This is a genomic window from Nocardia sp. CA-120079, from assembly GCF_050955745.1.
Taxonomy (GTDB): Bacteria; Actinomycetota; Actinomycetes; order Mycobacteriales; family Mycobacteriaceae; genus Nocardia.
Map to the genome: position 1 here is coordinate 2,122,539 of NZ_CP192088.1, position 24,795 is coordinate 2,147,333.

Sequence of the window (24,795 nt, forward strand, 5' to 3'; positions counted from 1 at the left end):
AACGGATCGTGTCACGGTTCTCCGTTGCCGTGCCGCCAGTCGGCCCGCAGCGTGTGCTGACGCTGATCGCGGCGGCTTCCGCCGTCTTCAGTGGAATCTATCTGTCCACCGTCGTCCTCTACTTCACCCGGATCGTACACATCTCGCCGATGCAGGTCGGCATCGGCCTCAGCGTCGCCGGGGCCGTATCCATCGCCGTCTCGATACTGGCGGGAAAGCTGTCGGACCGACGCGGCCCGCTGGGTGTGCTGCGGGTCAGTCTGGTCCTGGCGGCCTGTGGCACCCTCGGCTTTCTCGCGGTCGGTGACTTCGCGTGGTATCTGGTCGTCATTCCGGCCACGGCGGCCGCGCAGACCTGTGTGCAGCTGATGATCTCGACGGTCATCACCCGCGTCGTCACCGAACGGGCCAATGAATTCCGCGCCTACATCCGTTCGATTCTGAATGTGGGCATCGCCATCGGCATCGGTCTATCCGCGGTTGCCGTGCAATGGGATTCGGCGAATTTCTATCACGCGGCCATCGTCATCGGCGCTGGTTGTGCTGCCGGGGCCGCCCTCATGGTCGAGCGGCTGCCGGCTTTGGGGCCGGTGGCGGTGGAGTCCGGTGCGCCAGTACAGCGCTGGGCGGTGCTGCGTGATCGGCCGTATCTGGCGCTCACCGTATTGGATGGAGTGCTGTCGTTGCAGTACCGGATTCAGTCGGTCGCGATTCCGCTGTGGATCATCGGTGCGACGACGGCGCCGCGGTGGTCGATCACCGCGATCGACATGCTCAATATCTTCATCGTGGTGTTCTTCCAGGTCCGCGCGAGCCGCAGCATCGATACCGCCCGCGCAGGCGGTGCCGCGCTGCGGCGCGCCGGGTGGGCATTCCTGCTGGCTTGCATTGTGCTGGCAGCGGCCCAAGGCCAGTCCGGCTGGCTCGCGGTGCTTACCCTCGCCAGCGGCGCGGCGGTCTTGAGCGTCGGTGAATTGTGGCAGACGGCAGGCGGTTTCGAGGTTTCGAATGCCTTGGCACCGCCGACGGCCATCGGTGAGTATCTAGGCGTATTCGGCACCGGACTCCGATTGGCCGATGCGCTCGGTCCGGCCTTGTTGACCTGGTTGTGCATCGGGATCGGTGTCGCGGGCTGGTATCTCGCGGGACTGATCCTGCTGGCCGCCGGTCTGCTCGCACCGGTGATCGTCGCGAAAGCGGAGGCAAGGCGGGACCGGTATGCCCTGGTGGCGGCATCGTAGGCCGCTACCCGGTGGCCGAGACCGCGGTGTCAGCCGGACCGATCGGTAGGACGAAGTACAGCTCGCTGCGCCGGGCCACCCCGAGTTTGCGATAGACGCGGGTGAGATGTTGTTCGACGGTGCTGGTGGTGATGGCGAGTTTGTCGGCGATCTCGCGATTGGCCTTGCCGCGGGCCGCCAGCTCCGCCACCCGGCGTTCGGCGGGGCTCAGCGTCGCGAGCCCGCCCGGAATCGGGCGCAGTGCGGGCATGGGTTGGGTCGGCTGCGTAGCGGTTTGGGGTTTGCCGTCGAGTAGATCGCGCAGCAGCACCCCGGCCCCGCAGGTTTCGGCGATGCGCGCCGCATCGCGGATCAGTGTGCGAGATCGCTCGTGATCGCCGACGCTGCGGTGCGCCTTGCCGAGTTCGCCTAGAGCCGTGGCCAATTCGACATCATCACCGCCGGTGCGGGCGATCGCGGCCGATTCACGCAGCAACCGGAAGGCTTGATAGCGATCGCTGGTGGCGGCGAGCAACCGGAGTGCGACGCCGCCGGAGCGGTGCCGGTCGGCGGTGCCGAGCAGCTCGAGATGTCTGGTCGCGAATTCCTGTGCCTGCCGGTGCTCGCCGAGTGCGAGGTGTGCGGCGGCGATGTCATTGCGCCACGGCACCAGCCAGGGGAAGTCCATATTCCATCGGTCCATGAGATAGCCGCAGCGGCGGAAACTGCGCAATGCCTCGTCGGCGCGGCCCACCGCGAGGTGATGGTGGCCCTGCGCCTGCAGATACGGCAGGCCGAAGCGCGATTCGAAAATCGTTCGAGGCACCGGCCTTTCGAGTTGGGCCGTGGCCTCGCCATGCCGACCGGCGATGGTCAACGCGTGCACCATGGTGGCGATCGGCGTGCCGATCCAGAGGCCGAGGTGTTCGGCGGGTACGTAATTCAGTGCCAGCGCCGCATCGCTGATCGCATCGCGAATGTTGCCCTTGCGCAGCATTGTTTCCGCGCGCAGCCCGGCGAAGATCGACTGCCAGGTCGGGGCGCGGCGGGCATCGGCCTCGGCCAGTAGCGATTCGCACCAGGCCGCCGCGGTATCGAGCCTGTTGCTGTAGATGAGGCAATGCACAGCCGCGACGAGGGTTTCGATCGTGGTCGAGGTGAGGCGATGGCTGGTGAGCAAACGCTGCGCGAGCGTGGCGATCTCGTCGAGCGGATGGGTGAACAGGCCGGTGAGCAGATCTGCGCCGTGACGATGCGGTGAATGCTGGTCGGTGCGCACCTTGGGCGGCCGGGCCGGGGCCGCGAAGAGTCGCGGATGACGTTGGACGTGCGGGGGATAGGAGTACCGCAGCCAGGCGCGCAGGAAGTCGATCTCCGGTGTCGCCTCGTCCGGTTCGCCGCGGTTCAATTGGCCGAGTGCGTGATCGGCCTGCTGCACCTGCCCGTGCCACAGCAGATACATGATGGCGGAGGGCAATTCGGGGTACGGCACCCGACCCGCGCGCAGCGCCGCCTTCAACCGCGTGAACTGGCGCGAGCGGGTCGATGGGTTGATCCGCCATTCCAGGCAGACGAGCCGGATCGCGATGGTGGCCCGCTCGCCCGCGTCCCGGGTGGCGCGATAGGCCAACTCCAGCCGATCTACCGCCGGTTCGATCTGGTCATTGGTTATCGCATCCTCGGCGGCGGCGCGCAGTACATCGACGGCCCACGGGTAGCCGGCGGCACCGGCGTCGACCAGGTGGTCGGCGACGGTGCTCGCCGGAAAACCCCGATGATGCAGCAGCTCCGCGGCCCGGCCGTGCAACTTCTGCCGGACCTGGTCGGGGGTGTTGCGCAGGATCCGCTCACCGACCTCCGGATGTTGGAAACGCGCGGTTTCGGCGAGTTGTCGGATGACCGCCCGCACCGCGGGCTCGTCCACCTCCAGCAACTCGGCGACCAAGCCGACCGTGCTCGCGGTGCCGAGCACGGCCATGGCCTGACCGACCCGGGATTTGGCGAAGTCGGCCCACTGGTCGCGCTGTGCTGGGTTGTCGCTGTGTGGCGGGACAGGCTGACACATACTCGGAGCCCTTCGTCGAGGTGGTGAGCCCGACTGAGGGAGAGCACCATCGAAAACGAGCAGCTCGGGTGCACTGAGGATGCGGCATCGTCGCAGCGGGAAGGACGCGTCCACGCGCCCGATGATCCAGCCGGTGAACACAGGTTAATTCGCCCGGCCGATCCTGTCACGACAACCGATGACACCTACGTAATATGAGGTTTTTCAATTCCTTTCGTGTCATTGACTCCCGGCGTGCGCGAATGCGTGCTGGTGGTAGGCCAGACAGGCGACCGAGGTGTCGTCGGCGGCCAGGAAAAGCACCGTGCGTGCCGCGTCGAGAGCGCCGCTGTCGCGCGCGCTCACGTACGCGTGCACCGGGGCTGCGGAGTACGGATTGTCCACCGAGGGGTCGACGCCGACCACCGATTCCGGTGTGAATCCGAGCGCCGCCGCCAAGCGGGCACGGAAGGCCAGGGTCCAAGTGGGTGCGAGCAGCACCGCGCGGCCCTCGGCGAAATCGGCGACGTCCAGTCCTTCGGCGGTCAGGCACTCGTGCACGGCCACCGCGGCCAATTCGACCAGATCCGCGGCACCGGCGCGGGTACTCATGGCCGAGCGACCGTTCGCGCCGGCCTCGCCCATCGCGACCCATGCGGTCGGATCGGCCGGCCCGGCGGTATGGGTGGCGTGCAGCCCACCGAATCCGCCTGCGGTGCCGGATGTTCCGAGCAGGATCGCGGCCGCGCTGGTGCTGTAGGGGAAGCCGTCGACATGACGCTCGGTCGAGGGATGTGTATCACCTGCGACCAGCAGCGCATACGACACATCGCCGCTGACCAGGAAGCATTCGGCGGTCGCGATCGCGTGTAGCAGTCCGGTCCCGCCGTTCATCAAATCGAAGGAGAAGGCGGGCACCCGGCCGGGGGCGTATTCGAGGCCGATGCCGACCCGCTTCTGGATCAGCGCCGATACCGCGGGTTCGGAGATGTTCTGATCGCGGAAGACCCCGGCATTGATCAGCATTCCGACCTGCTCCGGGGCAATGCCCGCCTGCTCGAGGCAGGAGGTGGCGGCCCGCGTCGCCAGGTCGAAATAACTGCCGGTATCGAGATCGGCATTGATGGCGGCTGCGAGAATGGTGGTCGGCATGGCTCAGGCCTCCAGACGGGAGATGGTGGCTGCGAGGTGTCCGGAGACGATGCCGGATGCCTCCGGAATCATCAGCACCTTGGAACCCTTGGGGATCTTCTGCTGCGCGAGGTGTTCGTGCAGGACCACGAAATGCGAGGTCGACGCGGTATTGCCGAAGTCGTGCAGCACATTCAGGGCTTGGGGCATCGGGGTGCCGAAGTGTTGCTCGGTGAGGTGCGAGATGTATTCGATGGCGGGCGCGCTGAACTGGTGGTGGATCCAGTAGTCGAACTTCTCGCTCTCCCAGGTGCGCCCGGTCTCCTCGAGGAAGCTGGACATGCGGTTGATGGCCTGCAGATAGCGGCCCTCGTTCTGCATCGCGCGGTTGTCGGTGTACAGCGCGATTCCGGGGGCCTGGTCGCTCGGCATGCCGATGCAGTGTTCGGCGCCGTCGGCGGAGGTCATCAGTTCGACGTAGTGGATTTCGTCGTCGTCGTCACCGCGATCGTCGAGCATTACCGCGACCGCCGCATCGCCGACGGTCAGCGCCGCGAACTGCGGGTCGTAGGGCTTGCTGATCTCACGCGCCGCGGTCTCCGCGATCGGCGTGATCTGTTCGCCGCTGACCACCAGCCCATTGCGGACCACACCGGCCTTGATCATGCGATCCAGTACCAGCACCCCGGTCATCATGCCCGCACAGGCATTCGAGACATCGAAATGGCGGGCCTTCGTCGTGCCGATCTCCTTGCCCAGCATGACCGCGAAAGACGGTGCGTAGCAGAAGATTTCCTTCCCGCGAGTGCGGGTGATGGAGGCGGAGACGACCACATCGATCTCGTCGGGGGCGTAATCGGAGTGCGCCAGGCAGTCCTCGATGGCGCGCAGGGCCAGATCGAAGGAGGATTCGTAGCCCTCGTCGCTGGAGTCGTAGACGCGCCGATTCTTGATACCGGTAATCCGTTCCAGGTCAAGGGATCTCGGCACCGCAAGTCCGGCGATGATCTCCTCGGTGGAACGGACGGTGGATGGTGTGTACGAGCCGATGGACTCGAAACGTGTGCGCAGCATTACCCCTGCTTTCTGTGTCGCATTTCTTCCCTGTTGCCAGGAGTTTCGACGGCGCTGTCGTCGTGGACGCCCTATTCGGGCAGCCCGACCAAACTCGCGCTCACCTCGCACAATTGGCGGGCCCGCGCATCGTCGCGGGCCAACCGCGACGGTTCGCGCTCGCGGGTCTTGCGGAAATAGGCACCGGTCACCTCGGCGACGCTCGGATCCGTCGCGAGAAAGGTGAGCGCGGCGGCGCCCTCGGCCGCGGTGATGAAGAACAGGCGTTTGCTCAGCGCGACGATCGGTTGCCCGAACCATGGCAGCGAATTCCAGATGCCGGTCGAGACCGCGCCGGGATGGAAGGCATTGACCGTCACACCGGTGCCCGCCAGCCGATCGGCCAGCGCGCGGGCATAGAGCACATTGGCCAATTTGGACCGGCTGTACGCCTTTTCGCCCGAATAGCCTTCACGGAACCCGAGATCGTCGAAATCGAGAGTCGCGCCGTAGTGCATCACCGAAGAGGTGAACAGAATGCGCGCGGGGGCGCTCTGCACCAGTAGATCGATGAGCAGTTCGGTGAGCAGAAATCCGCCGAGATGGTTGGTCGCGAAGGTCGCCTCGATACCGTCCTCGGTTTCGGTGCGCGTCTGGTGATAGCCGCCCGCATTGTTGGCAAGTACATCGATGCGGTCGTAGCCGGCTTCGACAGCCTTGGCGAGTTGGCGCACCGACGACTGTGATGCGATATCGCATTCCAGCGTATCGACCGCGCCTGCCCCCGCGGCCAGCACCAATTCCGCACTGTCGGCGACCTTCTGCGGATTCCGGCCGACCAACACCAGCCGATCGCCCCCTGCGGCGAGCTGTTGCGCGGCTTCGAGACCGATGCCCGAGGTGGCCCCCGTAATCAGGATCGTCTTCATGTTCGATCACCTTGCCATCTTTCGTATGGCCGAAATCCGCTCTCCGGGTTGCTTCGGCGAGTTGCCCGGTGTGTGCGGAAGGCCTGGTGGCAGCGCGTGATCGGTTGATCATGCAGATCAGCATGCGCGTGCCGAATTCGGTCCAATGATGCTGCGCCGTAGTTGTAGCCGTTGCGCATGACTGGCGATAGGGGTGGATAGGGGTAGGTCGTTCCATCTGATGGCAACCGGTGCCGAACCGGATTTCGGCGATTCCGCCGCTAACCGGAAATTTCGATATGTGGTTGGGCGACAGGCGCTTTCCGTCTTGATCGTCAGGCGTCGACCGGATCAGTGCGATGCGTCCATCCGGGCGATCTGTCCGGCCAGGGCGTCGGGGTCGGTGAGCAATTCCGTGGCCGGTGTCAGCCAACATTGCGCGAGCAGGTCGTACCCGATTCGACCGATCTCCGCATGCCGAGGCCATTGTTCACCCGTCCACGCGGGTTCGTCGCGATATGCGGCGACACCGCTGAGGTGATTGCCGACGAGTTCGAACTGCAGATCGCGACGCAAACGCAGTGCGGCTGGATCGGTCGGCGGCTTCGTACGCAGGATCTCGACCAGCTCCGCGGCCACTCGCAGCACCCTGGATTCGCTCCACCGCAGGTCATGTCGGTGCGCACGCGGCACTATCACCCACATCGCGGCAACCGCGACCACGCCGAACAGCGTCTCGATCAGCCGATCGCGGATGGGAACCAGGATCGGTCCACCCAGCGCGCCACCGATCAGCAGCGCCAACGGCGTAATGAAGACGACGGCGATCCCGTAATTGCGCACTACGAACAGATCCGTCAGGAACATCAGCGCCATGAGCACGAGCACGAGGACGACGCCCGACGGCGCGAGTGCGTGCAGCGCCGCGAACGCGATCAGCCCGATGACCGTGCCCCCGACGCGATGCAATGCGCGCACGGTGCCGACAATGCGATCCGGCCCCAGATTCAGCACCAGGACGGCGGTGATCACCGCCCAGTCCGGTCGGCCGAGGTCCAACAGCACGCTCAGGCCACCCGCGATCACGGAGGCGGCCAGCGTGCGCAGCGCTGTGGTCGCCGCGTGCGAGCGGATCGTCAGCGACCGACGCAGTCGCTGACCGACAGTCGGGCGGGTCATCGGCACCGGCGCATCGAGCACATCCGATGCGGAGTCCGCTATCCCGATGAATTGGCGATGCGCGGCCAGCAGCCTCCGGATGATCTCCGAATCCGGTGCGCGGGCAGGCAGACCCGCATCATGAACCGTGGCCCACGCCGAATGCAGCGCCGCGCCCGCCGCATGCCGATCGGCGGCGGAGGGCGGCCCGCTCTTGCGGCTTTCGACATAGGTATCGACGGCGCGCAAGGCCGCCACCGCAGCGGCGCTTTCCGGCGCACGCGCATCGCGCAGCATCGGACTCATCGAGACCAGCAGCGAACTCAGCACACCGAGCGCGGTATATCCCACGATCACCGGTACCGAAATACCGGCGGCGGCCATCCGCGTCGCCACCGCGCAGACCAGTACAAAGAAGAACATGCCCGGCGGTCCGGCCCGCGTCGCGACCATGACATAGCTCGCGACCAGCGCGACCACGGAAAGCGCCGCCACACCGATGATTCCGGCCGTGCCGTGCCACAGATCACCGATCACGGCACCGAGCGCCGCCGCCGTGAGGAAGCCCGCCCCCGCGATCAGCACTATCCGCCAACGCGTTCGGTACACGCGTGCCTCGCCGTAGAGCACAGCGAACGCACCCAGTGCGACGATCAACGCCTGCTGCTGATGACCCGCCGCGAGCACGATGAGCGCGGGCAACCCGAATGCGAGCGCGGACCGCGCGGCCACCGGCCACCGCCAACCCGTTTGCGCCGACCCGAGCAGCAGTGCGCGCCGCCGCGGTGGCGTCGGCACCGGATGGTGCGACGGATCGAAGGTCGGGTCGTCCACCAGGCCATTCAACACCAACCGACCATTGGGTTTTGTGTGTCGGGTCACGCGTTCGTCCCGTTTGCTCTAGCGTTGGCAAGGTTGCTGCCGAGAGGGGTTTTCGATGCGTACCGGGATGCTGGAGTTGGTGCAGTTGCAGGCGCTCGTCGAGGCGGGCGAGATCGACACGGTGCTGGTGGCAATGACCGATATGCAGGGCCGTCTACAGGGAAAGCGTTGTGCGGCAAGGTTTTTCCTGGACGAGGTGATCGGGCACGCGACCGAGGCGTGCAATTATCTGCTCGCGGTGGATGTCGATATGGCGACGGTCGACGGATACGCGATCTCTTCCTGGGAAACCGGCTACGGCGACTTCGTCCTGCGGCCGGATCTGAGCACCCTGCGGCTGGTGCCGTGGCAGCCGGGCACCGCGCTGGTGCTGTGTGATGTCGAGCACGTGGAACCGGCGCGTCAGCCGGTCACGGTTTCGCCGCGGCAGATATTGCGCGCGCAATTGGCACGGCTCGCCGAACGGGGGCTGCACGCCTACGTCGGGACCGAACTCGAGTTCCTGGTCTTCGACGACAGCTACGAGGACGCGTGGAATTCCGGCTATCGCGATCTGCGGCCCGCCAATCAGTACAACGTCGACTATTCGATGCTGGGGACCGCACGCATCGAGCCACTGCTGCGTCGCATTCGCAATGAAATGGCCGGTGCGGGACTGTATGTCGAATCGGCCAAGGGTGAATGCAATCCGGGTCAGCACGAAATCGCATTCCGCTATGACGAGGCGCTGGTCACCTGCGACAACCACAGCATCTACAAGAACGGCGCCAAGGAGATCGCCGCCCAGGAGGGGCGCAGTCTCAGTTTCATGGCGAAATACAATGAGCGCGAAGGCAATTCGTGCCATATTCACATAAGTCTGCGCGCCGAATCGGGTGCGGCGGTATTCGCCGGTGACGGCCCGCACGGCACCTCCGCGCTCATGCGGCATTTCCTGGCCGGGCAACTGGATTGCCTGCGCGAGTTCACCTATCTGCTCGCACCGAATATCAACTCCTACAAGCGATTCGTGCCAGGGAGTTTCGCCCCGACCGCACTGGCCTGGGGACGCGACAACCGGACCTGTGCACTGCGCGTGGTGGGCGAGGATCTGTCCCTGCGGATGGAGAACCGGATCCCGGGCGGCGATGTGAATCCGTATCTGGCAGTCGCCGCGACCATTGCCGCCGGATTGCACGGTATAGAGCACGCCCTCCCGCTCGAGCCGGAGTTCCACGGCAATGCCTACCGGTCCCAGCGCCCGCGGGTGCCGCGTACGCTGCGGGAAGCGGCGCAATTGTTCGGCGAGAGCAAGGTGGCACGAACAGCGTTCGGCGACGACGTTGTGGACCATTATCGGAATGCGGCACAGGTCGAGCTGGACGCCTTCGACGCCGCCGTCACCGATTGGGAGCGAATCCGTGGTTTCGAGCGGCTCTGAGCAGATCCATCCGGTCATCGGCCTGCCGACCTACCTGGAACAGGCCCGATTCGGCACCTGGGAGGTGCCGAGTGCGGTGCTGCCGCACGACTACGTGCAGTTGGTGGAGCGCGCGGGCGGCATACCGGTGCTGCTGCCACCCACCGGTGTGGCGCGCGCGGAGCTGGTTGACCGGCTCGACGGGTTGGTGCTGACCGGCGGCGCCGATATCGATCCGGCGCGCTACGGCGCGCCGGCGGATGCGGCCCTCGGCCCACTCCGAGCCGACCGTGACGATTCCGAGTTCGAGCTGTTGGCCTTGGCGCGCGCTGCCGGGTTGCCGATCCTCGCGATCTGTCGCGGCCTGCAACTGGTCAATGTCGCGTTCGGGGGCACCCTGATCCAGCACCTGCCGGATCTGCTCGGCCATGACGACCATTCCGGTACGCCGGGCGGTTTCCACCCGAACCGGGTCACGACAGTGCCGGACAGCCTGGTCGCCACGATCGCCGGACCGGAGGTGAAGGTGAATTGCCACCATCACCAGGCCGTCGCCATCCTGGCCGATGGCCTGGTCGCGACCGCACACGCGTCGGACGGCACGATCGAAGCGGCGGAGGCGCCGGACGGTCCGTTCCTGGTGGGTGTGCAGTGGCATCCGGAGGCGGATGCGACCGATACGCGATTGATGCGAGCACTGGTCCAGGCGGCGGTCAGCTATCGAAAGGAACGGAATTCGTGACGACAACGCAGGTGGTCAATCCGGCGACCGAGCAGGTCGTCACGACACTCGAACTGGTGAGCGCGGTCGAGACCGATGTGGCCATCGACAGGGCGCGGCGGGCCGGGGCCGATTGGCGCGCGATCGCGCCGGGGGATCGGGCTCGGTTGCTGCGGCGGTTCGCCGACGCCGTCGACGCGAATCTCGAGCAGCTGGCCCAGCTCGAGGTCGCCAATGCCGGGCACACCATCGGCAATGCGCGCTGGGAGGCGGGCAATGTCCGCGATGTGCTGCATTTCGCCGCCGGGATTCCGGAACGTCTGCTGGGCAATCAGATTCCGGTTGCGGGCGGGGTCGACATCACCTTCCATGAACCGCTCGGCGTGGTCGGGGTGATCGTGCCGTGGAACTTCCCGATGCCGATCGCGGCATGGGGATTCGGGCCCGCACTGGCCGCCGGGAACACGGTGGTGCTCAAGCCCGCCGAGCTCACGCCGCTCACCGCGATCAGATTGGGTGAGCTCGCGCTCGAAGCCGGTGTGCCGGAAGGGGTTTTCCAGGTACTGCCCGGTAAGGGTTCGGTGGTGGGGCAGCGGTTCGTGACCCATCCCGCCGTGCGGAAGGTGGTCTTCACCGGGTCCACCGAGGTGGGCAAGGAGATCATGGCCGGATGCGCGCGCCAGGTGAAGCGGGTCACACTCGAGTTGGGCGGTAAGAGCGCGAATATCGTTTTCGCGGACGCCGATCTGGAGCGCGCGGCGGCGACCGCGCCCTACGGTGTTTTCGACAACGCCGGGCAGGATTGCTGTGCGCGGTCGCGAATTCTGGTGCAGCGCAGTGTATTCGACCGGTTCCTGGAATTGCTGGAACCGGCGGTGCGTGGGGTCAGGGTGGGTGATCCCGCGGCGGAGTCCACCGAAATGGGGCCGCTGATTTCGGCCGCGCATCGTGCCCGGGTGGCCTCGTTCGTCGAGCCGTCGACCAAGGTGGCATTCACCGGTACGCAGCCCGACGGCCCCGGATTCTGGTATCCGCCAACGGTTGTGCTGCCCGACGCACCGTCGGATCGGGTGCTCACCGAGGAGGTGTTCGGACCGGTGGTCGCGGTGGTTCCGTTCGAGGACGAGGCCGATGCCGTTCGCATTGCCAATGACACCGAATACGGTCTGTCCGGCTCCATCTGGACCAATGATGTGGGCCGCGCGCTGCGGGTGTCTCGCGGTGTGGAAGCCGGGAATCTTTCGGTGAATTCGCATTCCTCGGTGCGGTATTGGACGCCGTTCGGCGGATTCAAACAGTCCGGGCTCGGTCGCGAACTCGGACCGGATGCGGCACTTGCCTTTACCGAGACCAAGAACGTCTTCATCGCCACCTAGTTAAGGAGATGTGTTGCAGCGCTTACAGGATCGAGTCGCCGTCGTCACCGGCGGCGGGAGTGGCATCGGCCTGGCCACCGTTCGCCGGTTCGCGGCGGAGGGCGCCAAGGTCGTCGTCGCCGATATCGATGCCGCCGCGGGCGAGGCCGCGGCCGGCGAAGTGGGCGGGGTGTTCGTGAAGGTGGACGTCACCGACGAGGCCCAGGTCGAGGCCATGTTCCAGACCGCCGTCGACACCTACGGCGGACTCGATATCGCCTTCAACAACGCCGGAATCTCACCGCCGGAAGACGATTCGATTCTGACCACCGGCATCGACGCCTGGCGTCGGGTGCAGGAGGTCAATCTGACCTCGGTGTATCTGTGCAGCAAATACGCCATCAACCACATGCTGGACCGGGGTAAGGGCTCGGTGATCAATACCGCGTCGTTCGTCGCGGTCATGGGTGCGGCGACCTCGCAGATCTCCTACACCGCATCCAAGGGCGGTGTGCTCGCGATGAGCCGCGAACTCGGAGTGCAGTTCGCGCGCAACGGCATTCGGGTCAACGCGCTGTGTCCCGGACCGGTGAACACGCCGCTGCTGCAGGAGCTGTTCGCGAAGGACCCCGAGCGCGCCGCGCGCCGCCTGGTGCACATCCCCGTCGGACGCTTCGCCGAGCCGGAGGAAATCGCCGCGGCCGTCGCATTTCTGGCCAGTGACGACTCCTCGTTCATCACCGCATCGCAGTTCCTGGTGGACGGTGGCATCTCCGGCGCATACGTCACACCGTTGTAAAGGTACGGTTGATTCGGGCGGACCGCTGAGCGGCAAGCCAGGATTCGCCATATGTCGCCGATCAGAGGGAGGCTCGTGAGATGAGTACGGAAGATGGGCGATCGCCCGGGCTGTTCAGTCACGACGCCCTGACAACCGAACAGTCCGTCCAAACCGACAACGGCGGTGCCGATTTCCGCCCGGTATTCAGCCGCAGTGACGGCAGCGCACCCGGTTCGTATCCCCAGCCGGATCAAGGAAACTGAGCACGCGTAGCGCCGCACTCAGTCCGGCGCTACGCCTACTTCTTCGGCACTTCGCCACCGCCGCCGCGGCCCAGGACAATCGCCCGAACAGATCACTCGGCGATGGCTGATCAGGTGCGGGTGTGGTGTTTGCGGCATGGTGAATCGGAGAATGTCGCTGCGGGGATTGCGGGTGCTGTGCCGTGGTCGGCGTTGACCGCGGCTGGTCGGCGGCAAGCTGCTGAGGCGGCCCGTAGGTTGGCTGATGAGCCGATTGTTCGGATCTATTCGAGTAGTGCGCTGCGTGCTCGGCAGACTGCCGCTGGGCTGGCATCGGTACGCGGGCTCGATGTCGTCGCGATGGACGAATTGGCCGAAGTCGGCATCGGTGAGTTCGACGGGAGCAGGGATCCGGCGATCCTCGGGCTGACCGCGAAAGTGCTGCGCGCGTGGATCGTTGAGGGTGATCTCGAGCAGCGCGTCGGCGATGGCGAGTCGGGGCGGCGGGTGGTTGCCCGGATGGCCGGATCGTTTCGGCGGATCGCGGCCGACCATGGTGGCGAGACTGTCGTTGTGGTCGGACACGTCGCCAGCCTGACCGTGACGTTGGCAAGATTGTGCGATCTCGGTGCTCGGGTGTGGGGAACTCCGTTGCCGTACGCCGAGCCGTTCCTCGTGGAATGGAATGGTACGACTTGGCGGTGCCTATCGTGGCCTGTGCCGCTGCGGCCGTAGTGCCTCGATGGACCGCAGATGCCCGTCGCGGCACGCGGAAGGTCGGCGGCGCGTCCCGACGTCGAAGAGCCCAGGACGGTCTTCAGGGAGTGTGCATCAGCTGACCGGCGAGCGTGAACAGGCGGCGGCCGAGCCGCATGACAGGGAGCCCCAGCGGAATGAGGATCAGCGTCACGCATAGCACCGCGCCGACGAGCCAGACCACGGCTGCGAGGATCCCGACGACCGTGCCGAGCACGGCTGTCAGGAGCCCCAACACTACGCCGAGCAGGCCCTTTAGCAGTTGCATCATGACCTCCTGATCCCATTCTGCGCTCATTCGAGCGCGGTGCCGAGTCCAGGAATGCCGGCCTGTGTCCATGCCGCGCTGGGCCGTTTCGCCGGTCTATGCCGTTGCCGATCGACGCGAGAGCGACGCCGAATCTGCCGTGTCCGTCGCGGGAGGCGCTACGGCTTGCGCAGGCGCCGCATGACCGCGCGATTGGTGCTCGCGATGGCCTGCGCGGTGTCGGCTGTCGCTAATTCCGCGGCTTGGGTGTTATCGGTCTCCGCCGTCGGCGCAATGCGTTGCCGAGCGCGCAAGCCCACCAGATCCGTCTGGTCCGGCGGCGCGTGCCTAGACTGACGGGGGAGAAGGAAGGACCGCTGATGAAGCGAAATCTGAACTGCCCCTGCGGCGAGCAGATCGTCGGGACGGATGAGGACGACCTGGTCGAGAAGACCAAGGCGCATCTGGCCGAGAATCATCCGGGGCACGACTATTCCCGGGACGAAATTCTGTTCATCGCTTACTGATCCACCACACCCGGCTTTTCGTCACCGCTTGTGACAAAAAGCCGGGCGAGGTGGGTTATTTGGGGGAGCCGAGGCGAGCGCCGCCGTCCACGCGTACCACCACGCCGGTGGTGAAGGTGTTGTCGGTGAGGAATTCGATGGCCTTGGCGATATCGTCGGCGGTGCCGATTCGGCCGACCGGGGTCTGGGCCGCGATTCCGGCGAACACCTCGTCGCGGGCGTCCTCGGGGAGGAAGTTCCACCATTCGGTGTCGATCACACCAGGGGATACGGCGTTCACACGCACGGGTGCGAGTTCGACCGCGAGCACGGGCACAATGGCCTCGACACCGGCATTGACGGCGGCCAGTGCGGCGGTTGTCGGCATTGCGCCGCCCGCGGATGCGGCGGAGACCAGCGTGACCGACCCGTCCCGCGCGAGATGGGGCAGCGCCGCCTGAATGGTGGCGACGTGCGGCAGCAGTTTGCCGGAGACGTGGGCCTGCAGATGGTCGAGGCCGAGTTCGCGGAACGGGGTGGTGCCGGACGGTCCGGTCACGGTGACCACCACATGGTCGACCGGCCCGACCTCCGAAAATAGTTGGGCCAGTTCATTTTCGGCGCGCGCGTCCACGACCTTGCCGGTGACCTGCGGGCCGAGTTCGGCCAGTGCGGTGGCGAGTCGTTCTGCGTTGCGTCCGGCGATGACGACCTGCGTGCCGTTCGCGGCGAGTCGGCGAGCGGTCGCCAGGCCGATTCCAGAGGTTCCGCCAACGATGACGGCTTTGTTGCTCATGACTGCGCCTCGCTGACGCTCGGCTCAGTCGTGCGTAACTGCGTGCTGTGTTTCTGGTTCGCTCGCTGATGCTCGCTCACAAGATCCTCCTGAGTTCGAACCACGATGATTTTCGAACCACCGTGCCTCGTTAATATATTCGAGGCACAGTGTCTTGTAAAGTGACCCGCATGACAGGAACCCGCGGTCGACCCCGCAGCGAGGACGCCAGGCGCGCGATCCTGCACACGGCGCTGGAACTCTGCGAGCGGGACGGCTACCAAGACCTGACCATCAAGGCCATCGCGGACGGGGCGGGCGTCGGGCGGCAGACGGTCTACCGCTGGTGGCCGGATAAGGCCTCGATACTGATCGAGGCGCTGATCGGATTGGCCGAAGAGAATGCGGCACTGCGGGTTTCGGATGAAACGGTGGATGTGGTCGTCGCGGTCGAGCGCCTGCTGACGGCAACTTTCGACCTCGCGCAGAAAGTGACGGGTCAGGCGCTGGTCGGTCTGATGGCCGACGCGCAGCGCGATCCGGCCCTGTCCGAACGATTGCAGGACACCGTGATCGGCCCGCGACGAGCGACACTGCGCGCACTGCTCCAGCGTGGTGTCGCCGCCGGAAAACTGACTCCGGCCGTCCCGCTGGATCTCGTCGTCGATTTCGTCTTCGGCGCCATGTGGTACCGGCTGCTCAGCCACCACGCGCCGGTGAATGCCGCGCTGGCGAAGGAGGTCACGAGCAGCGTCGCGACCATGCTCGCGCCGTGAGATCGCAAACCTGGGCAATGAACGCCTCACTCGCGAGGATGAGTGCCGGGTCATTCGGGCGGGGGAGGCGGTTTGGTTCGGGTGCGGGAGAAACTGGACTCGCTATGAGTTCTCCCGGTGTGCTTGCTCGGACCGTGTCCTGGTCGTCGAAGCGGCTGCGCGCGTTGCCGTCAGGTGCGGTCGATATCGTGATCGCCGCCGCGGTCACGGTTGCCAGCGTCGGGCCCGCGATCGTGACGCGTGCGCCGTGGTGGGTGATCGCCTGCTGCGTGCTCGCGTCGGCGCCGGTGCTGTGGCGGCGGCGCGCGCCGATCCTCGTATTGCTCGTGGTCGGACCCGCGATCACCGTGCTGGCCTGTTTGCACGCCATGCCTGCATTGCCGTACGGAACCATTATCTGCGTGTACACGATCGCGGCCTACAGTCCGACTCGACCGCGACGGTTCGCGCTGATCAGCGTAAGTGTCGGAATCCTCATCTCGCTGGTCATTCCGAACGAGAGTCCGGATTCCTATGGTTATGCGGCCATGTCGTTCGTCACGGCGTGGGCGCTCGGTACCGGGGTGCGGGCGCGCCGGCTGCAGATCGAGATGTTGGAGGAGCGGGCGCGGCGGCTCGAGGAGGAGCGGGGTGCGGCGGTCGCTCGGGAACGGCTGCGCATCGCGCGGGATATCCACGATATCGTCAGCCATTCGGTCGGGCTGATGATCGTCCAGGCCGAGACCGGGCCGCTGCTGACACGCACCGATCCGGAGCGCGCCGATGCCACCTTCGCGGGCATCGCCGATACGGGTCGCGAAGCGGTGCAACAGCTTCGGCGTAGTCTCGGTGCTTTGCGCGGCACCGACGATCCGCCGCACCAGCCCGGGATCGAGGCGATTCCCGATCTGGTGGCGATATCGCGGCGCAGTGGGCTGATCGTATTGTTCGACGAATTCGGTTCGCGCCGTGTGGTTTCCGGTGATATCGGAGTCACGGTGTATCGGGTGGTGCAGGAAGCGTTGACGAATACGATGAAGCATGCGGGAGTCGGCGATGTGCGAGTGTCGCTGCGGTGGTTCGAGGATCGGCTGATGGTGCGGGTCTGCGATGATGGTCCGGCAGGTGCGGTCGGCCGTGGTGGCATCGGTTCCGCCCTGGGGCATGGCTTGATCGGGATGCGCGAGCGCGTCACCAGCGCGGGCGGGCGGCTGCAGTACGGGTATTCGGCAAGTCCTGTCGGAGGCTTCGAAGTCACCGCCGAACTTCCTATCGCACAGGGGAATTGAGCATGCGCGTGCTCGTCGTCGACGACCAGGACCTGTTCCGTGCCGGCTTCCGGCTGATCCTGGACACCCAGCCCGATATCACCGTGATCGGTGAGGCCGCCGATGGACTCGAGGCCGTCGAGCAAGCTCTCGAACTACAACCGGATGTCGTGGTCATGGACGTGCGAATGCCGCGCATGGACGGCGTCGCCGCAACCGCTCGAATCTGCGCCGAGACTAGCGCAAAAGTGTTGGTACTGACCATGTTCCACTTGGACGAATATGTCTATGCCGCCCTACGCGCCGGCGCCGGCGCATTTCTACTGAAAGACCTACGTCGCGAACAACTGGTCGAAGCCGTACGCGTAATCGCAGCAGGCGACGCACTCCTCGCCCCAACCGTCACCCGACGACTCATCGCAGACCTGGCCCACCGCGGCCACCCGCGCCCAGACCTCACTCGCCAACTCGAAACCCTCACCGAACGCGAACGTGAAATCCTGCGCCACCTGGCCCGCGGCCTCTCCAACGCCGAACTAGCCGCCACCCTCGTGCTCAGCGAACACACCGTGAAATCCCACATCAGCTCCGTCCTCACCAAACTGACCCTCCGCGATCGCGCCCAAGCCGTCGTCTTCGCCTACGAATCCGGCCTGATAATCCCCGGCCGCGACTGAACTACCGCTGTGGGAACCGCTTCGCGATCGCCGCCGCGATCGCGTCCGGTGCGTGTTCCTGAATGAAGTGCCGCGCGTGCGGCAGCCGCCATCGAAATGGCCGTCGCCGGGGCGGGTTCTCGGCCCCTCCGCAGGAGCGAGGTGGGGTTCGCTCGTTTCGGCGATGTGGAGGGAGGGCGTGGGCCGGAAATATCGGAGACATCCGATCGAATGTGGAGTTCTCGATGAAGCGTTACTCGGTCCTGGCAGCCATCGTGGTGTCGGCACTGCTGTGGTACCTCGGCACAGGCCTACATCCGTTGCCGGGCTTGGTTTTTCTCGCACCGCTGCCGGTGCTGCTGGTAGCTCCGCGCGTCGGTGCGACCACAGCCTTCTTCGCCGGATTCCTGGCATGGTGTGGGAGCGGATTGCGGTATTGGCCGTACTTCATCGACACGATCGAGCAACCTGTCCTCGTCACGGTGCTGCTGCTAGGCGGAACCGCCGCTGTATTCGGCGGGTTGGTGGTGATGACGCGTGCGATGTTGGTGCGTGGCCGTGCGGGTCTGGCGGTGCTCGCGCTGCCGACTGGTTGGGTCACATTCGAATTCCTGGTATCGCTCGCCGGGCAGTTCGGTGCCTGGTGGAGCATCGCTTACACCCAGTTCGAACTGCTACCACTGATGCAGACAGCGGCGCTGACCGGTCCGTGGGGAATCACCTTCCTCATCATGCTGGTGCCCGCAACGGTTGCTGTCCTGACTGGGCCCGAAGTTACTGGTGCGCAACGGCTTCGGTTGACAAGTGCCGCCGCACTGCTACTGGTTGCGGTCGGCGCATACGGCTGGTGGCGCCTGGCCGATGCACCGGAGCGGGATACCGTGCGCGTCGGTCTACTCGCGGTTTCCCAACCGCCGGAATACGTTCCGGCAAGCTCGGCGGACGGTCGCGATATGGTCGCGCGTGTGGTGAGCGAGATCGATCGGCTCGCAGATCAGGGCGCGCAAGTTGTGGTACTTCCCGAAAAAGCCTGGGCCGCAGATGAATCGACGTTGAGCGTGCTATCCGCTCCGCTCACCGAGGTCGCCACGCGGCGCGGTATCCATGTTGTCGCCGGACTCGTGAGAACCACCGGCGGAATCAGTGTCAACGCCGCCATCGCCTACCCGTCGGGCGTCGAATACGCCAAACACCGCTTGATCCCGGGTCTGGAGGACGACCTCGAGCCGGGTTCCGGCTGGCAGCGTATTCCAGGCGAACCTTGGGCGCTGGCAGTCTGTTTCGACCTGGATGGTCCGGATCTGGTGCGCGAGAACCGGAATCGTGGAGCGACATTGCTGCTTGTCCCCGCCCTGGACTTCACCAACGATCGCTGGTTGCACAGCCGTATGGCCGTCATGCGCGGCATCGAATCCGGTGTCGGCATCGCGCGCGCACCCCAGCTCGGCGAACTCGTGGCCAGCGATTCGCGCGGCCATATCCTGGCGTCGGCGCGGACCGATGTCACGCTGACCCGATCGGTGCTCGCCACGATCCCGCTGGACTCGGATAAGACGGTCTACGCGCGATTCGGCGACTGGTTCGCATGGCTGTCCGTGGCTGCGTTCACGGCGTCAGCCATGGCCTCGTTCGGGCGGCGATCGCGCCTCCAGCGACGGCCGATAACGAACAGCATTCGTCGCTCGAGGGCGCAAGTGTGACCATGCTCACATTTGCCTGAGATCTCGCAGGTGGCGGCGGTCCCATCACCGGGTCGGCGGACCCGCCGCTTGTTTGCCCAGTTTGGAACCTGGGTACCGGTTAATTCCGTGCCTGCACTCGGAAAAACCGGATCGGGCCGGTCGAACGAATCGAGGCCCGTGACCTGGGCTGGTGAGGAGGCGCAGGTGACGGATCGCGAATCGGAGAAGAAAACCCTACGCCGATCGGTCGCCGCATCCGCGATGGGCAATGCCACCGAATGGTTCGACTACGGTGTCTACGCCGCGACCGCCACCTACCTCACCGACGCATTCTTCCCGGGTGAACTCGGCACCCTCGGCACCATGCTCGGCTTCGCCATCTCCTTCCTGCTGCGCCCGCTCGGCGGCATGGTCTGGGGACCGCTCGGCGACCGACTCGGCCGAAAAGTGGTGCTGGCCACCACAATCCTGTTGATGGCAGCTGCTACCGGATGCATCGGCCTGATCCCGACCCATGCCCAGATCGGTTGGTTCGCACCGGTTCTGCTCATCGCCCTACGCGTGGTGCAAGGCTTCTCGACCGGCGGCGAATATGGCGGTGCCGCAACATATCTGGCCGAATGCGCCAACGACCGCAAGCGCGGATTCCTCGGCAGCTTCCTGGAATTCGGCACCCTCGGCGGCTTCGTCGGCGGCTCGGCGGTCGTGCTGCTGTGTCAGCTCATCTTCGGTTCGGATGCGATGCACGACTGGGGATGGCGCGTGCCGTTCCTGTTCGCGGTGCCGCTCGGCCTGATCGGCTGGTATCTGCGCTCGCATCTGAACGAGTCGCCCGTGTTCACCGAGGTGGCCGATCAACCGCACCCGCCGGGCGGCGTGTGGCAGGTGCTGACCACCTACCGCCGCGAGACCTTGACGCTGATCGGCCTGGTGGTCGCCCTGAACGTGGTGAACTACACCCTGCTCACATATCAACCGACATACCTGCAGAACACCATCGGCGTCGGCGAATCGACCACCACCGCGATGATGCTGATCGGCCAGTTGGTGATGATGATCGTGCTGCCGTTTTTCGGCCGGTTGTCCGACCGGGTGGGCCGCCGACCGCTCTGGCTGGTCTCGTTGGTCGGACTCGCGATACTCGCGCTGCCCATGTATTGGCTGATGGGGCAGGGAACCGGTTGGGCCATAACCGGATTCATCGTGCTCGGTCTGCTGTACGTCCCCCAGTTGGCGACGATCAGCTCGACCTTCCCGGCGATCTTCCCGACGCATGTGCGCTATGCGGGCTTCGCCCTCGGCTACAACATCTCCACCGCCGCGTTCGGCGGCACCGCACCGCTGGTCAACGAGGCCGCGATCGAATCGACCGGCTGGTCGCTGTTCCCGGCCGCGTATATGGTGGGCGCCAGCCTGATCGGACTCGTCGCCTGGTCGTTCCTGCGCGAGACCGCGGGAACCTCGTTGCGCGGCACAGTCGTTCCCGATGCGCAGCAAGTGACGCCACCGATCGCGGCACAGACGGTCTGAACCTGGGATTCTGCTGAGCGCATACCCGTGCGAGTAGTGTCGGCATTGCCGACGGATTGCTGAGTTCGCGTTCCGCGAGTCGGTAACCGTGGGCAGACACCTATCGGATTGGAGACGCTCGTGCAGATTCAGGTCAACACCGGCAGCAATATCCACGGCGGCGCATCGCTGGCCGAGCGCGTGGAATCGACGCTCTCCTCGACGCTCGACCGCTTCGGTGAGCAGCTCACCCGACTGGAAGTTCATCTGACCGATCTGAACGCCGATAAAGGCGGTCCGGACGATAAACAGTGCGTGCTGGAGGCCCGGATATCCGGTCAGCCTCCGGTCGCTGTAACCCACCGCGCGGCCACGGTCGAAGAGGCTTATACCGGCGCCGCCGACGCCATGGCGAACCTCCTCGACAGTCGCTTCGGCCGCCTCCATCAGACAAAAGGTGGCGAATCCATCAGGCACATGAACGTCGAATAATAGACAACTTCGACCATATTCCCGCCAGTGGGAATCGGCATACGATATCGGCGCAGCAGGTTACCCAGCCGCCTACGGTCGTAACCATTCTCATAGATAAGTCCGCCGCGTCCCGAACTTGTTGGTACCGAACAGATTAAAAAGCCCACACCGGCACGGAACTCGTGTGTAATACCGATCGGTAACTGGTGTGTGGGGGCTGATGAGGGTCCGGTGATGCATGTGAATGCCGTCGATATCGCGCCTCGATCGGAGGGTCCGGTCAACCGTCGGCGTACGGGAGCTTTTTGGTTCGGTCTGGTCTTGACGGTGCTCGGCACCGGCCTGCACCTTCCGATGTATCTCATGGCCGGCGACATGGGCTATCGGTTGGCGGGCATGCCCATGGACGGCGCCATGATCACGGGGATGATCCTGATCGTGATCGGTTTGGGCGTCACCACTTACGGTCTGTTCCCGCAGCGCGCGGTGCACGACACGGTGGCCGGGCTGCGGGTGCGGGCACTCGACGACGCGCCGATCAATCGCGTGCACGTGGTGCTGCTGCTGATCATGGCCGCCGCGATCACCATCGACGTGATGAAGCCGACGACCCTGGCCTTCGTCGTTCCGGGCGTCGGCGCCGAATACCACCTGCGCACCCCGGCGAGCCCGCATCTGGACGCGCTGCCGGTGGCGCTGCTGCCGCTGTCCGGTATCACCGGGACGGTGCTCGGGTCGTTCCTGTGGGGTTGGCTCGGTGACCGCATCGGCCGCAAGGCGGCGATCCTGCTGGCCGGAATCTTCTTTGTGGGAACCGCGATCTGCGGTGCCATGCCGAGCTTCGAGCTGAATGTCGCGATGTGCTTCATCATGGGCCTGAGCGCGGGCGGGATGCTGCCGATCGCCTTCACGCTGCTCTCGGAGACCATCCCGGCGCGCCATCGCGGTTGGCTGCTGGTGCTGATCGGCGGCGACATCGCGGGTGCCTACGTCATCACCAGCTGGCTGTCCTCGACGATCGGCGAGACCTACGGCTGGCGCAGCATGTGGCTGATCGGCTTGCCCACCGGACTACTGCTGGTGCTGCTGGTCCGGTGGATTCCGGAGTCGCCGCGGTTCCTGATGGCCATCGGCAGGCACCGCGAGGCCGAAGAGGTGCTGCGCGCATACAACGCCGAGGTCGTCGAGGTCGCGCAGCCACAAGCCGCGGCCGAGGATGATCTCGAGGGCGGGTTCGATCAGCTGCTGCGCCGTCCCTTCGCCGGAATGACCATCGTGCTGGCGCTTTTGGGACTCGGGGTCGGACTGGTCACCTACGGCTTCCAGCTGTGGCTGCCGACGAATCTGCGCAGCCTCGGATTCACCGGCGTCACCGCCGACAAGATCCTGCGTGACTCCGCGCTGATCGGTTTCCCGCTGAACTTCCTGGTCGCCTACTGCTACCACCGCTCGACCAAGTGGACGCTGATCACGCTCAGCACGCTGCTCGCCGTCGCCCTCGGCGGTTTCGTAATCCTCGGTGACCACGTCGCCGACAACACCACGCTGCTGTATGCCCTTCTCGTGGTGCCGATCTGGGGTTCCAGCTCGGTGGTCGCGGTCATCGTCGCCTATGGCGCGGAGGTCTACCCGACCCGGATCAGGTCCCGCGGCAGCGGGGTCGCGGCGGCCATGACCAAGGCGGGCGGTGTGCTGGTCATCGCGCTGGTCGTGCTCGCCGTGGCCACGCCATCGATCACCGTGACCGCGCTGATCAGCGCGGCGCCGATCGCGATCGCGGCGGTGGTGGCGGTCGGGTTCATCGTCGAAACCCGCCGCAAGCCATTGGAAGAGATCACCGCCGAGGAGCTGGGCGTCGCGGCGGCATAGCAAGGACGAGCACTGCTAGGTGAGGTAATGATCGACACTGCAACTGCGTTGGAGCCCGCACTAACCGGCTCGATGCGCGATCGCCTGATAGCGGCCACAGTTCAACTCATCTCGACGGAAGGACTCGCCTCGTTGACCGTGCGTCGCGTGGCGCGGATATGCGGGGTCTCGACCATGGCGATCTATTCCAACTTCAGCGGTATGCCGGGCTTGATCCAGGCGGTCGGCTCGGAAGGTTTCGCGCAATTGGTCGCGCGCCTGGACGAATGCGAGGTCAGCGACGATCCGATCGCCGAAATCCTGGTGCTCGGCTTCATCTTTCGGGATGAAGCGGTGCGCAAGCCCGAACTGTTCCGGCTGATGTTCGCCACCGAGTCGCCGAAGGCCGAGGTGAAGGTGCACCGCGGCAATGTGCTGGCCGATGGCAGCGATTCCGACTTCGAGAACTTCGCGGAGAGCTTCGATTTCGTGGTGCGCGCGACCCGGCGGGCGCTGGAGGCGAATCTGTTGCACGGCACGAACGAGCGCTCGGCCGCTGCGCAGTTCTGGACCGGGCTGTACGGGTTCATCCAGTTGGATATGGCCGGCCTGTACGGCGACCAAGGCGTGTCGGAGGTGCTGTTGCCCTCGATCGTCAACATCCTGATCGGCATGGGTGCCGAACGCGCGACGATCGAGCGGTCGGTGGCGCGTGCCCTCGAGCAGGTCGCCACGCTGACCGGCCCGCACATGTGATCAGCCACGGAGTTTGACGGCGAGGCGCTGGGCGCGGGCCATGGCTCGTTCGGCGAAACCGTTGCGCTTGGGCAGCAATTCGAGTTGCAGCAGTAGTTCGTTCAGATCCCAGGTGGCCTTGCTGCGCCAGATGAGCCCGGAGCGGAACTGCCAGACGTCGACCACGAACAGGTCGAATTTCTTATTGGTGCCTGCGAATCCGGGCGGATCGATCATGCCGAGGTGAGTGCCCGTCATCCGCCACGGCACGATCGCCGCCAGCGCGTCCGAGGTGACGACCGGATCGAAGACGGTGGTGTAGTTGACATCTGGGAATGCCCGCTTGGTGTCGTGCACGAACTTCGCTACCCCGGCGCGGCCGATGATCAGCTCACCCTCGGACGGATCCAGCCAGCGGGTGTCCTCGGTGACGCAGGCCGCTACCGCGTCGCCGTCGCCGGTGTTCCACCCGGCGATGTAGCGCTCGACGAACCCGCGCAGCCAGTCGGGGTCCTCGATGGGCTCGGCGGCCGGGTCGAGCGCGAATTCACCAGATTTCATGGCCGACACCGTACTTGGATAACAATGTCATGGGTTCGAATTACATTGTTATTCGAACCCATGACATTGTTATTCTTCGATGTCGCTGTGCGGTGCTCCGACCTATAACACTGTCAGTCGATGCGATAA

General features: G+C 65.4%; 24 protein-coding genes. 16 read left to right on the forward strand and 8 right to left on the reverse strand.

Annotated elements, in window-relative coordinates:
• Positions 1 to 8 precede the first annotated feature (8 nt).
• Positions 9 to 1,241 (forward strand): MFS transporter, encoded by a 1,233-nt coding sequence (locus tag ACQPYR_RS09845; RefSeq protein ID WP_433630249.1) that lies wholly within the window; start codon positions 9 to 11, stop codon positions 1,239 to 1,241.
• A gap of 4 nt (positions 1,242 to 1,245) precedes the next feature.
• On the opposite strand, the gene ACQPYR_RS09850 is transcribed toward ACQPYR_RS09845, so the two are convergent.
• The 5 genes from ACQPYR_RS09850 to ACQPYR_RS09870 all read right to left on the reverse strand — a co-directional run bounded on the left by ACQPYR_RS09850 (position 1,246) and on the right by ACQPYR_RS09870 (position 8,348).
• A complete protein-coding gene (locus ACQPYR_RS09850) occupies positions 1,246 to 3,285 on the reverse strand; it encodes a helix-turn-helix transcriptional regulator (RefSeq protein WP_433630252.1) in 2,040 nt (679 codons plus the stop codon).
• A gap of 219 nt (positions 3,286 to 3,504) precedes the next feature.
• Positions 3,505 to 4,416 carry a hypothetical protein gene (locus tag ACQPYR_RS09855; RefSeq protein ID WP_433630255.1) on the reverse strand — a complete coding sequence of 304 codons (912 nt, stop codon included), beginning with the start codon at positions 4,414 to 4,416 and terminating at the stop codon, positions 3,505 to 3,507.
• A gap of 3 nt (positions 4,417 to 4,419) precedes the next feature.
• Positions 4,420 to 5,469, reverse strand: coding sequence for a 3-oxoacyl-ACP synthase III family protein (locus tag ACQPYR_RS09860; protein ID WP_433630258.1), 1,050 nt, complete (start codon positions 5,467 to 5,469; stop codon positions 4,420 to 4,422).
• Positions 5,470 to 5,540: 71 nt separating this feature from the next.
• On the reverse strand, positions 5,541 to 6,377 hold the full coding sequence (locus tag ACQPYR_RS09865) for an SDR family oxidoreductase (RefSeq protein ID WP_433630260.1): 837 nt from the start codon (positions 6,375 to 6,377) through the stop codon (positions 5,541 to 5,543).
• A 330-nt stretch (positions 6,378 to 6,707) separates the two neighbouring features.
• Positions 6,708 to 8,348, reverse strand: a complete 1,641-nt coding sequence (locus ACQPYR_RS09870) for an FUSC family protein (RefSeq protein ID WP_433630263.1) — start codon at positions 8,346 to 8,348, stop codon at positions 6,708 to 6,710.
• Positions 8,349 to 8,451: 103 nt separating this feature from the next.
• Between ACQPYR_RS09870 and ACQPYR_RS09875 the strand changes: the two genes are divergently transcribed.
• From ACQPYR_RS09875 to ACQPYR_RS09900, 6 genes are all read left to right on the forward strand, one after another.
• Entirely contained in the window at positions 8,452 to 9,816 is a 1,365-nt protein-coding gene (locus tag ACQPYR_RS09875; RefSeq protein ID WP_433630266.1) for a glutamine synthetase family protein, read from the forward strand.
• Positions 9,797 to 10,537, forward strand: a complete 741-nt coding sequence (locus tag ACQPYR_RS09880; RefSeq protein ID WP_433630269.1) for a gamma-glutamyl-gamma-aminobutyrate hydrolase family protein — start codon at positions 9,797 to 9,799, stop codon at positions 10,535 to 10,537. The genes ACQPYR_RS09875 and ACQPYR_RS09880 overlap by 20 nt, the downstream gene beginning before the upstream one ends.
• Complete coding sequence (locus ACQPYR_RS09885; RefSeq protein ID WP_433630272.1) at positions 10,534 to 11,892, forward strand: aldehyde dehydrogenase family protein; 1,359 nt, start codon at positions 10,534 to 10,536, stop codon at positions 11,890 to 11,892. The genes ACQPYR_RS09880 and ACQPYR_RS09885 overlap by 4 nt, the downstream gene beginning before the upstream one ends.
• A 10-nt stretch (positions 11,893 to 11,902) precedes the next feature.
• Positions 11,903 to 12,670, forward strand: a complete 768-nt coding sequence (locus tag ACQPYR_RS09890) for a 3-oxoacyl-ACP reductase (protein ID WP_433601863.1) — start codon at positions 11,903 to 11,905, stop codon at positions 12,668 to 12,670.
• 80 nt (positions 12,671 to 12,750) lie between these two features.
• Positions 12,751 to 12,915 (forward strand): hypothetical protein, encoded by a 165-nt coding sequence (locus ACQPYR_RS09895; RefSeq protein ID WP_433630275.1) that lies wholly within the window; start codon positions 12,751 to 12,753, stop codon positions 12,913 to 12,915.
• 102 nt (positions 12,916 to 13,017) lie between these two features.
• Positions 13,018 to 13,629, forward strand: coding sequence for a histidine phosphatase family protein (locus ACQPYR_RS09900; RefSeq protein WP_433630278.1), 612 nt, complete (start codon positions 13,018 to 13,020; stop codon positions 13,627 to 13,629).
• A gap of 82 nt (positions 13,630 to 13,711) precedes the next feature.
• Here the strand turns inward: ACQPYR_RS09900 and ACQPYR_RS09905 are convergent, their stop codons facing one another.
• Positions 13,712 to 13,918 carry a hypothetical protein gene (locus ACQPYR_RS09905; protein WP_433635079.1) on the reverse strand — a complete coding sequence of 69 codons (207 nt, stop codon included), beginning with the start codon at positions 13,916 to 13,918 and terminating at the stop codon, positions 13,712 to 13,714.
• Positions 13,919 to 14,277: 359 nt separating this feature from the next.
• On the opposite strand from ACQPYR_RS09905, the gene ACQPYR_RS09910 reads away from it, so the two are divergent.
• Positions 14,278 to 14,424 (forward strand): DUF1059 domain-containing protein, encoded by a 147-nt coding sequence (locus tag ACQPYR_RS09910; protein WP_063721623.1) that lies wholly within the window; start codon positions 14,278 to 14,280, stop codon positions 14,422 to 14,424.
• A gap of 55 nt (positions 14,425 to 14,479) precedes the next feature.
• Here the strand turns inward: ACQPYR_RS09910 and ACQPYR_RS09915 are convergent, their stop codons facing one another.
• Positions 14,480 to 15,199 carry an SDR family oxidoreductase gene (locus ACQPYR_RS09915; RefSeq protein WP_433630282.1) on the reverse strand — a complete coding sequence of 240 codons (720 nt, stop codon included), beginning with the start codon at positions 15,197 to 15,199 and terminating at the stop codon, positions 14,480 to 14,482.
• A 170-nt stretch (positions 15,200 to 15,369) separates the two neighbouring features.
• Between ACQPYR_RS09915 and ACQPYR_RS09920 the strand changes: the two genes are divergently transcribed.
• The 8 genes from ACQPYR_RS09920 (at position 15,370) to ACQPYR_RS09955 (ending at position 24,126) form a co-directional block, all read left to right on the forward strand.
• Complete coding sequence (locus tag ACQPYR_RS09920; protein WP_433630285.1) at positions 15,370 to 15,954, forward strand: TetR/AcrR family transcriptional regulator; 585 nt, start codon at positions 15,370 to 15,372, stop codon at positions 15,952 to 15,954.
• A 104-nt stretch (positions 15,955 to 16,058) separates the two neighbouring features.
• Positions 16,059 to 17,222 (forward strand): sensor histidine kinase, encoded by a 1,164-nt coding sequence (locus ACQPYR_RS09925; RefSeq protein WP_433630288.1) that lies wholly within the window; start codon positions 16,059 to 16,061, stop codon positions 17,220 to 17,222.
• Complete coding sequence (locus tag ACQPYR_RS09930) at positions 17,219 to 17,878, forward strand: response regulator (protein ID WP_433630291.1); 660 nt, start codon at positions 17,219 to 17,221, stop codon at positions 17,876 to 17,878. Before ACQPYR_RS09925 ends, ACQPYR_RS09930 begins: the two co-directional genes overlap by 4 nt.
• 224 nt (positions 17,879 to 18,102) lie before the next feature.
• Positions 18,103 to 19,557: a nitrilase-related carbon-nitrogen hydrolase gene (locus ACQPYR_RS09935; protein ID WP_433630294.1), complete on the forward strand. Its 1,455-nt coding sequence runs from the start codon at positions 18,103 to 18,105 to the stop codon at positions 19,555 to 19,557.
• 243 nt (positions 19,558 to 19,800) lie between these two features.
• Positions 19,801 to 21,069 (forward strand): MFS transporter, encoded by a 1,269-nt coding sequence (locus ACQPYR_RS09940; protein ID WP_433635080.1) that lies wholly within the window; start codon positions 19,801 to 19,803, stop codon positions 21,067 to 21,069.
• A 120-nt stretch (positions 21,070 to 21,189) separates the two neighbouring features.
• Positions 21,190 to 21,540: an HPF/RaiA family ribosome-associated protein gene (locus ACQPYR_RS09945; protein WP_433630296.1), complete on the forward strand. Its 351-nt coding sequence runs from the start codon at positions 21,190 to 21,192 to the stop codon at positions 21,538 to 21,540.
• Between the two features lie 216 nt (positions 21,541 to 21,756).
• Positions 21,757 to 23,391 carry an MFS transporter gene (locus ACQPYR_RS09950; RefSeq protein ID WP_433635081.1) on the forward strand — a complete coding sequence of 545 codons (1,635 nt, stop codon included), beginning with the start codon at positions 21,757 to 21,759 and terminating at the stop codon, positions 23,389 to 23,391.
• Between the two features lie 27 nt (positions 23,392 to 23,418).
• Positions 23,419 to 24,126: a TetR/AcrR family transcriptional regulator gene (locus tag ACQPYR_RS09955; RefSeq protein ID WP_433630299.1), complete on the forward strand. Its 708-nt coding sequence runs from the start codon at positions 23,419 to 23,421 to the stop codon at positions 24,124 to 24,126.
• On the opposite strand, the gene ACQPYR_RS09960 is transcribed toward ACQPYR_RS09955, so the two are convergent.
• Positions 24,127 to 24,666, reverse strand: a complete 540-nt coding sequence (locus tag ACQPYR_RS09960; RefSeq protein WP_433630302.1) for an ester cyclase — start codon at positions 24,664 to 24,666, stop codon at positions 24,127 to 24,129. It abuts the gene before it with no gap.
• Between the last annotated feature and the right edge of the window lie 129 nt (positions 24,667 to 24,795).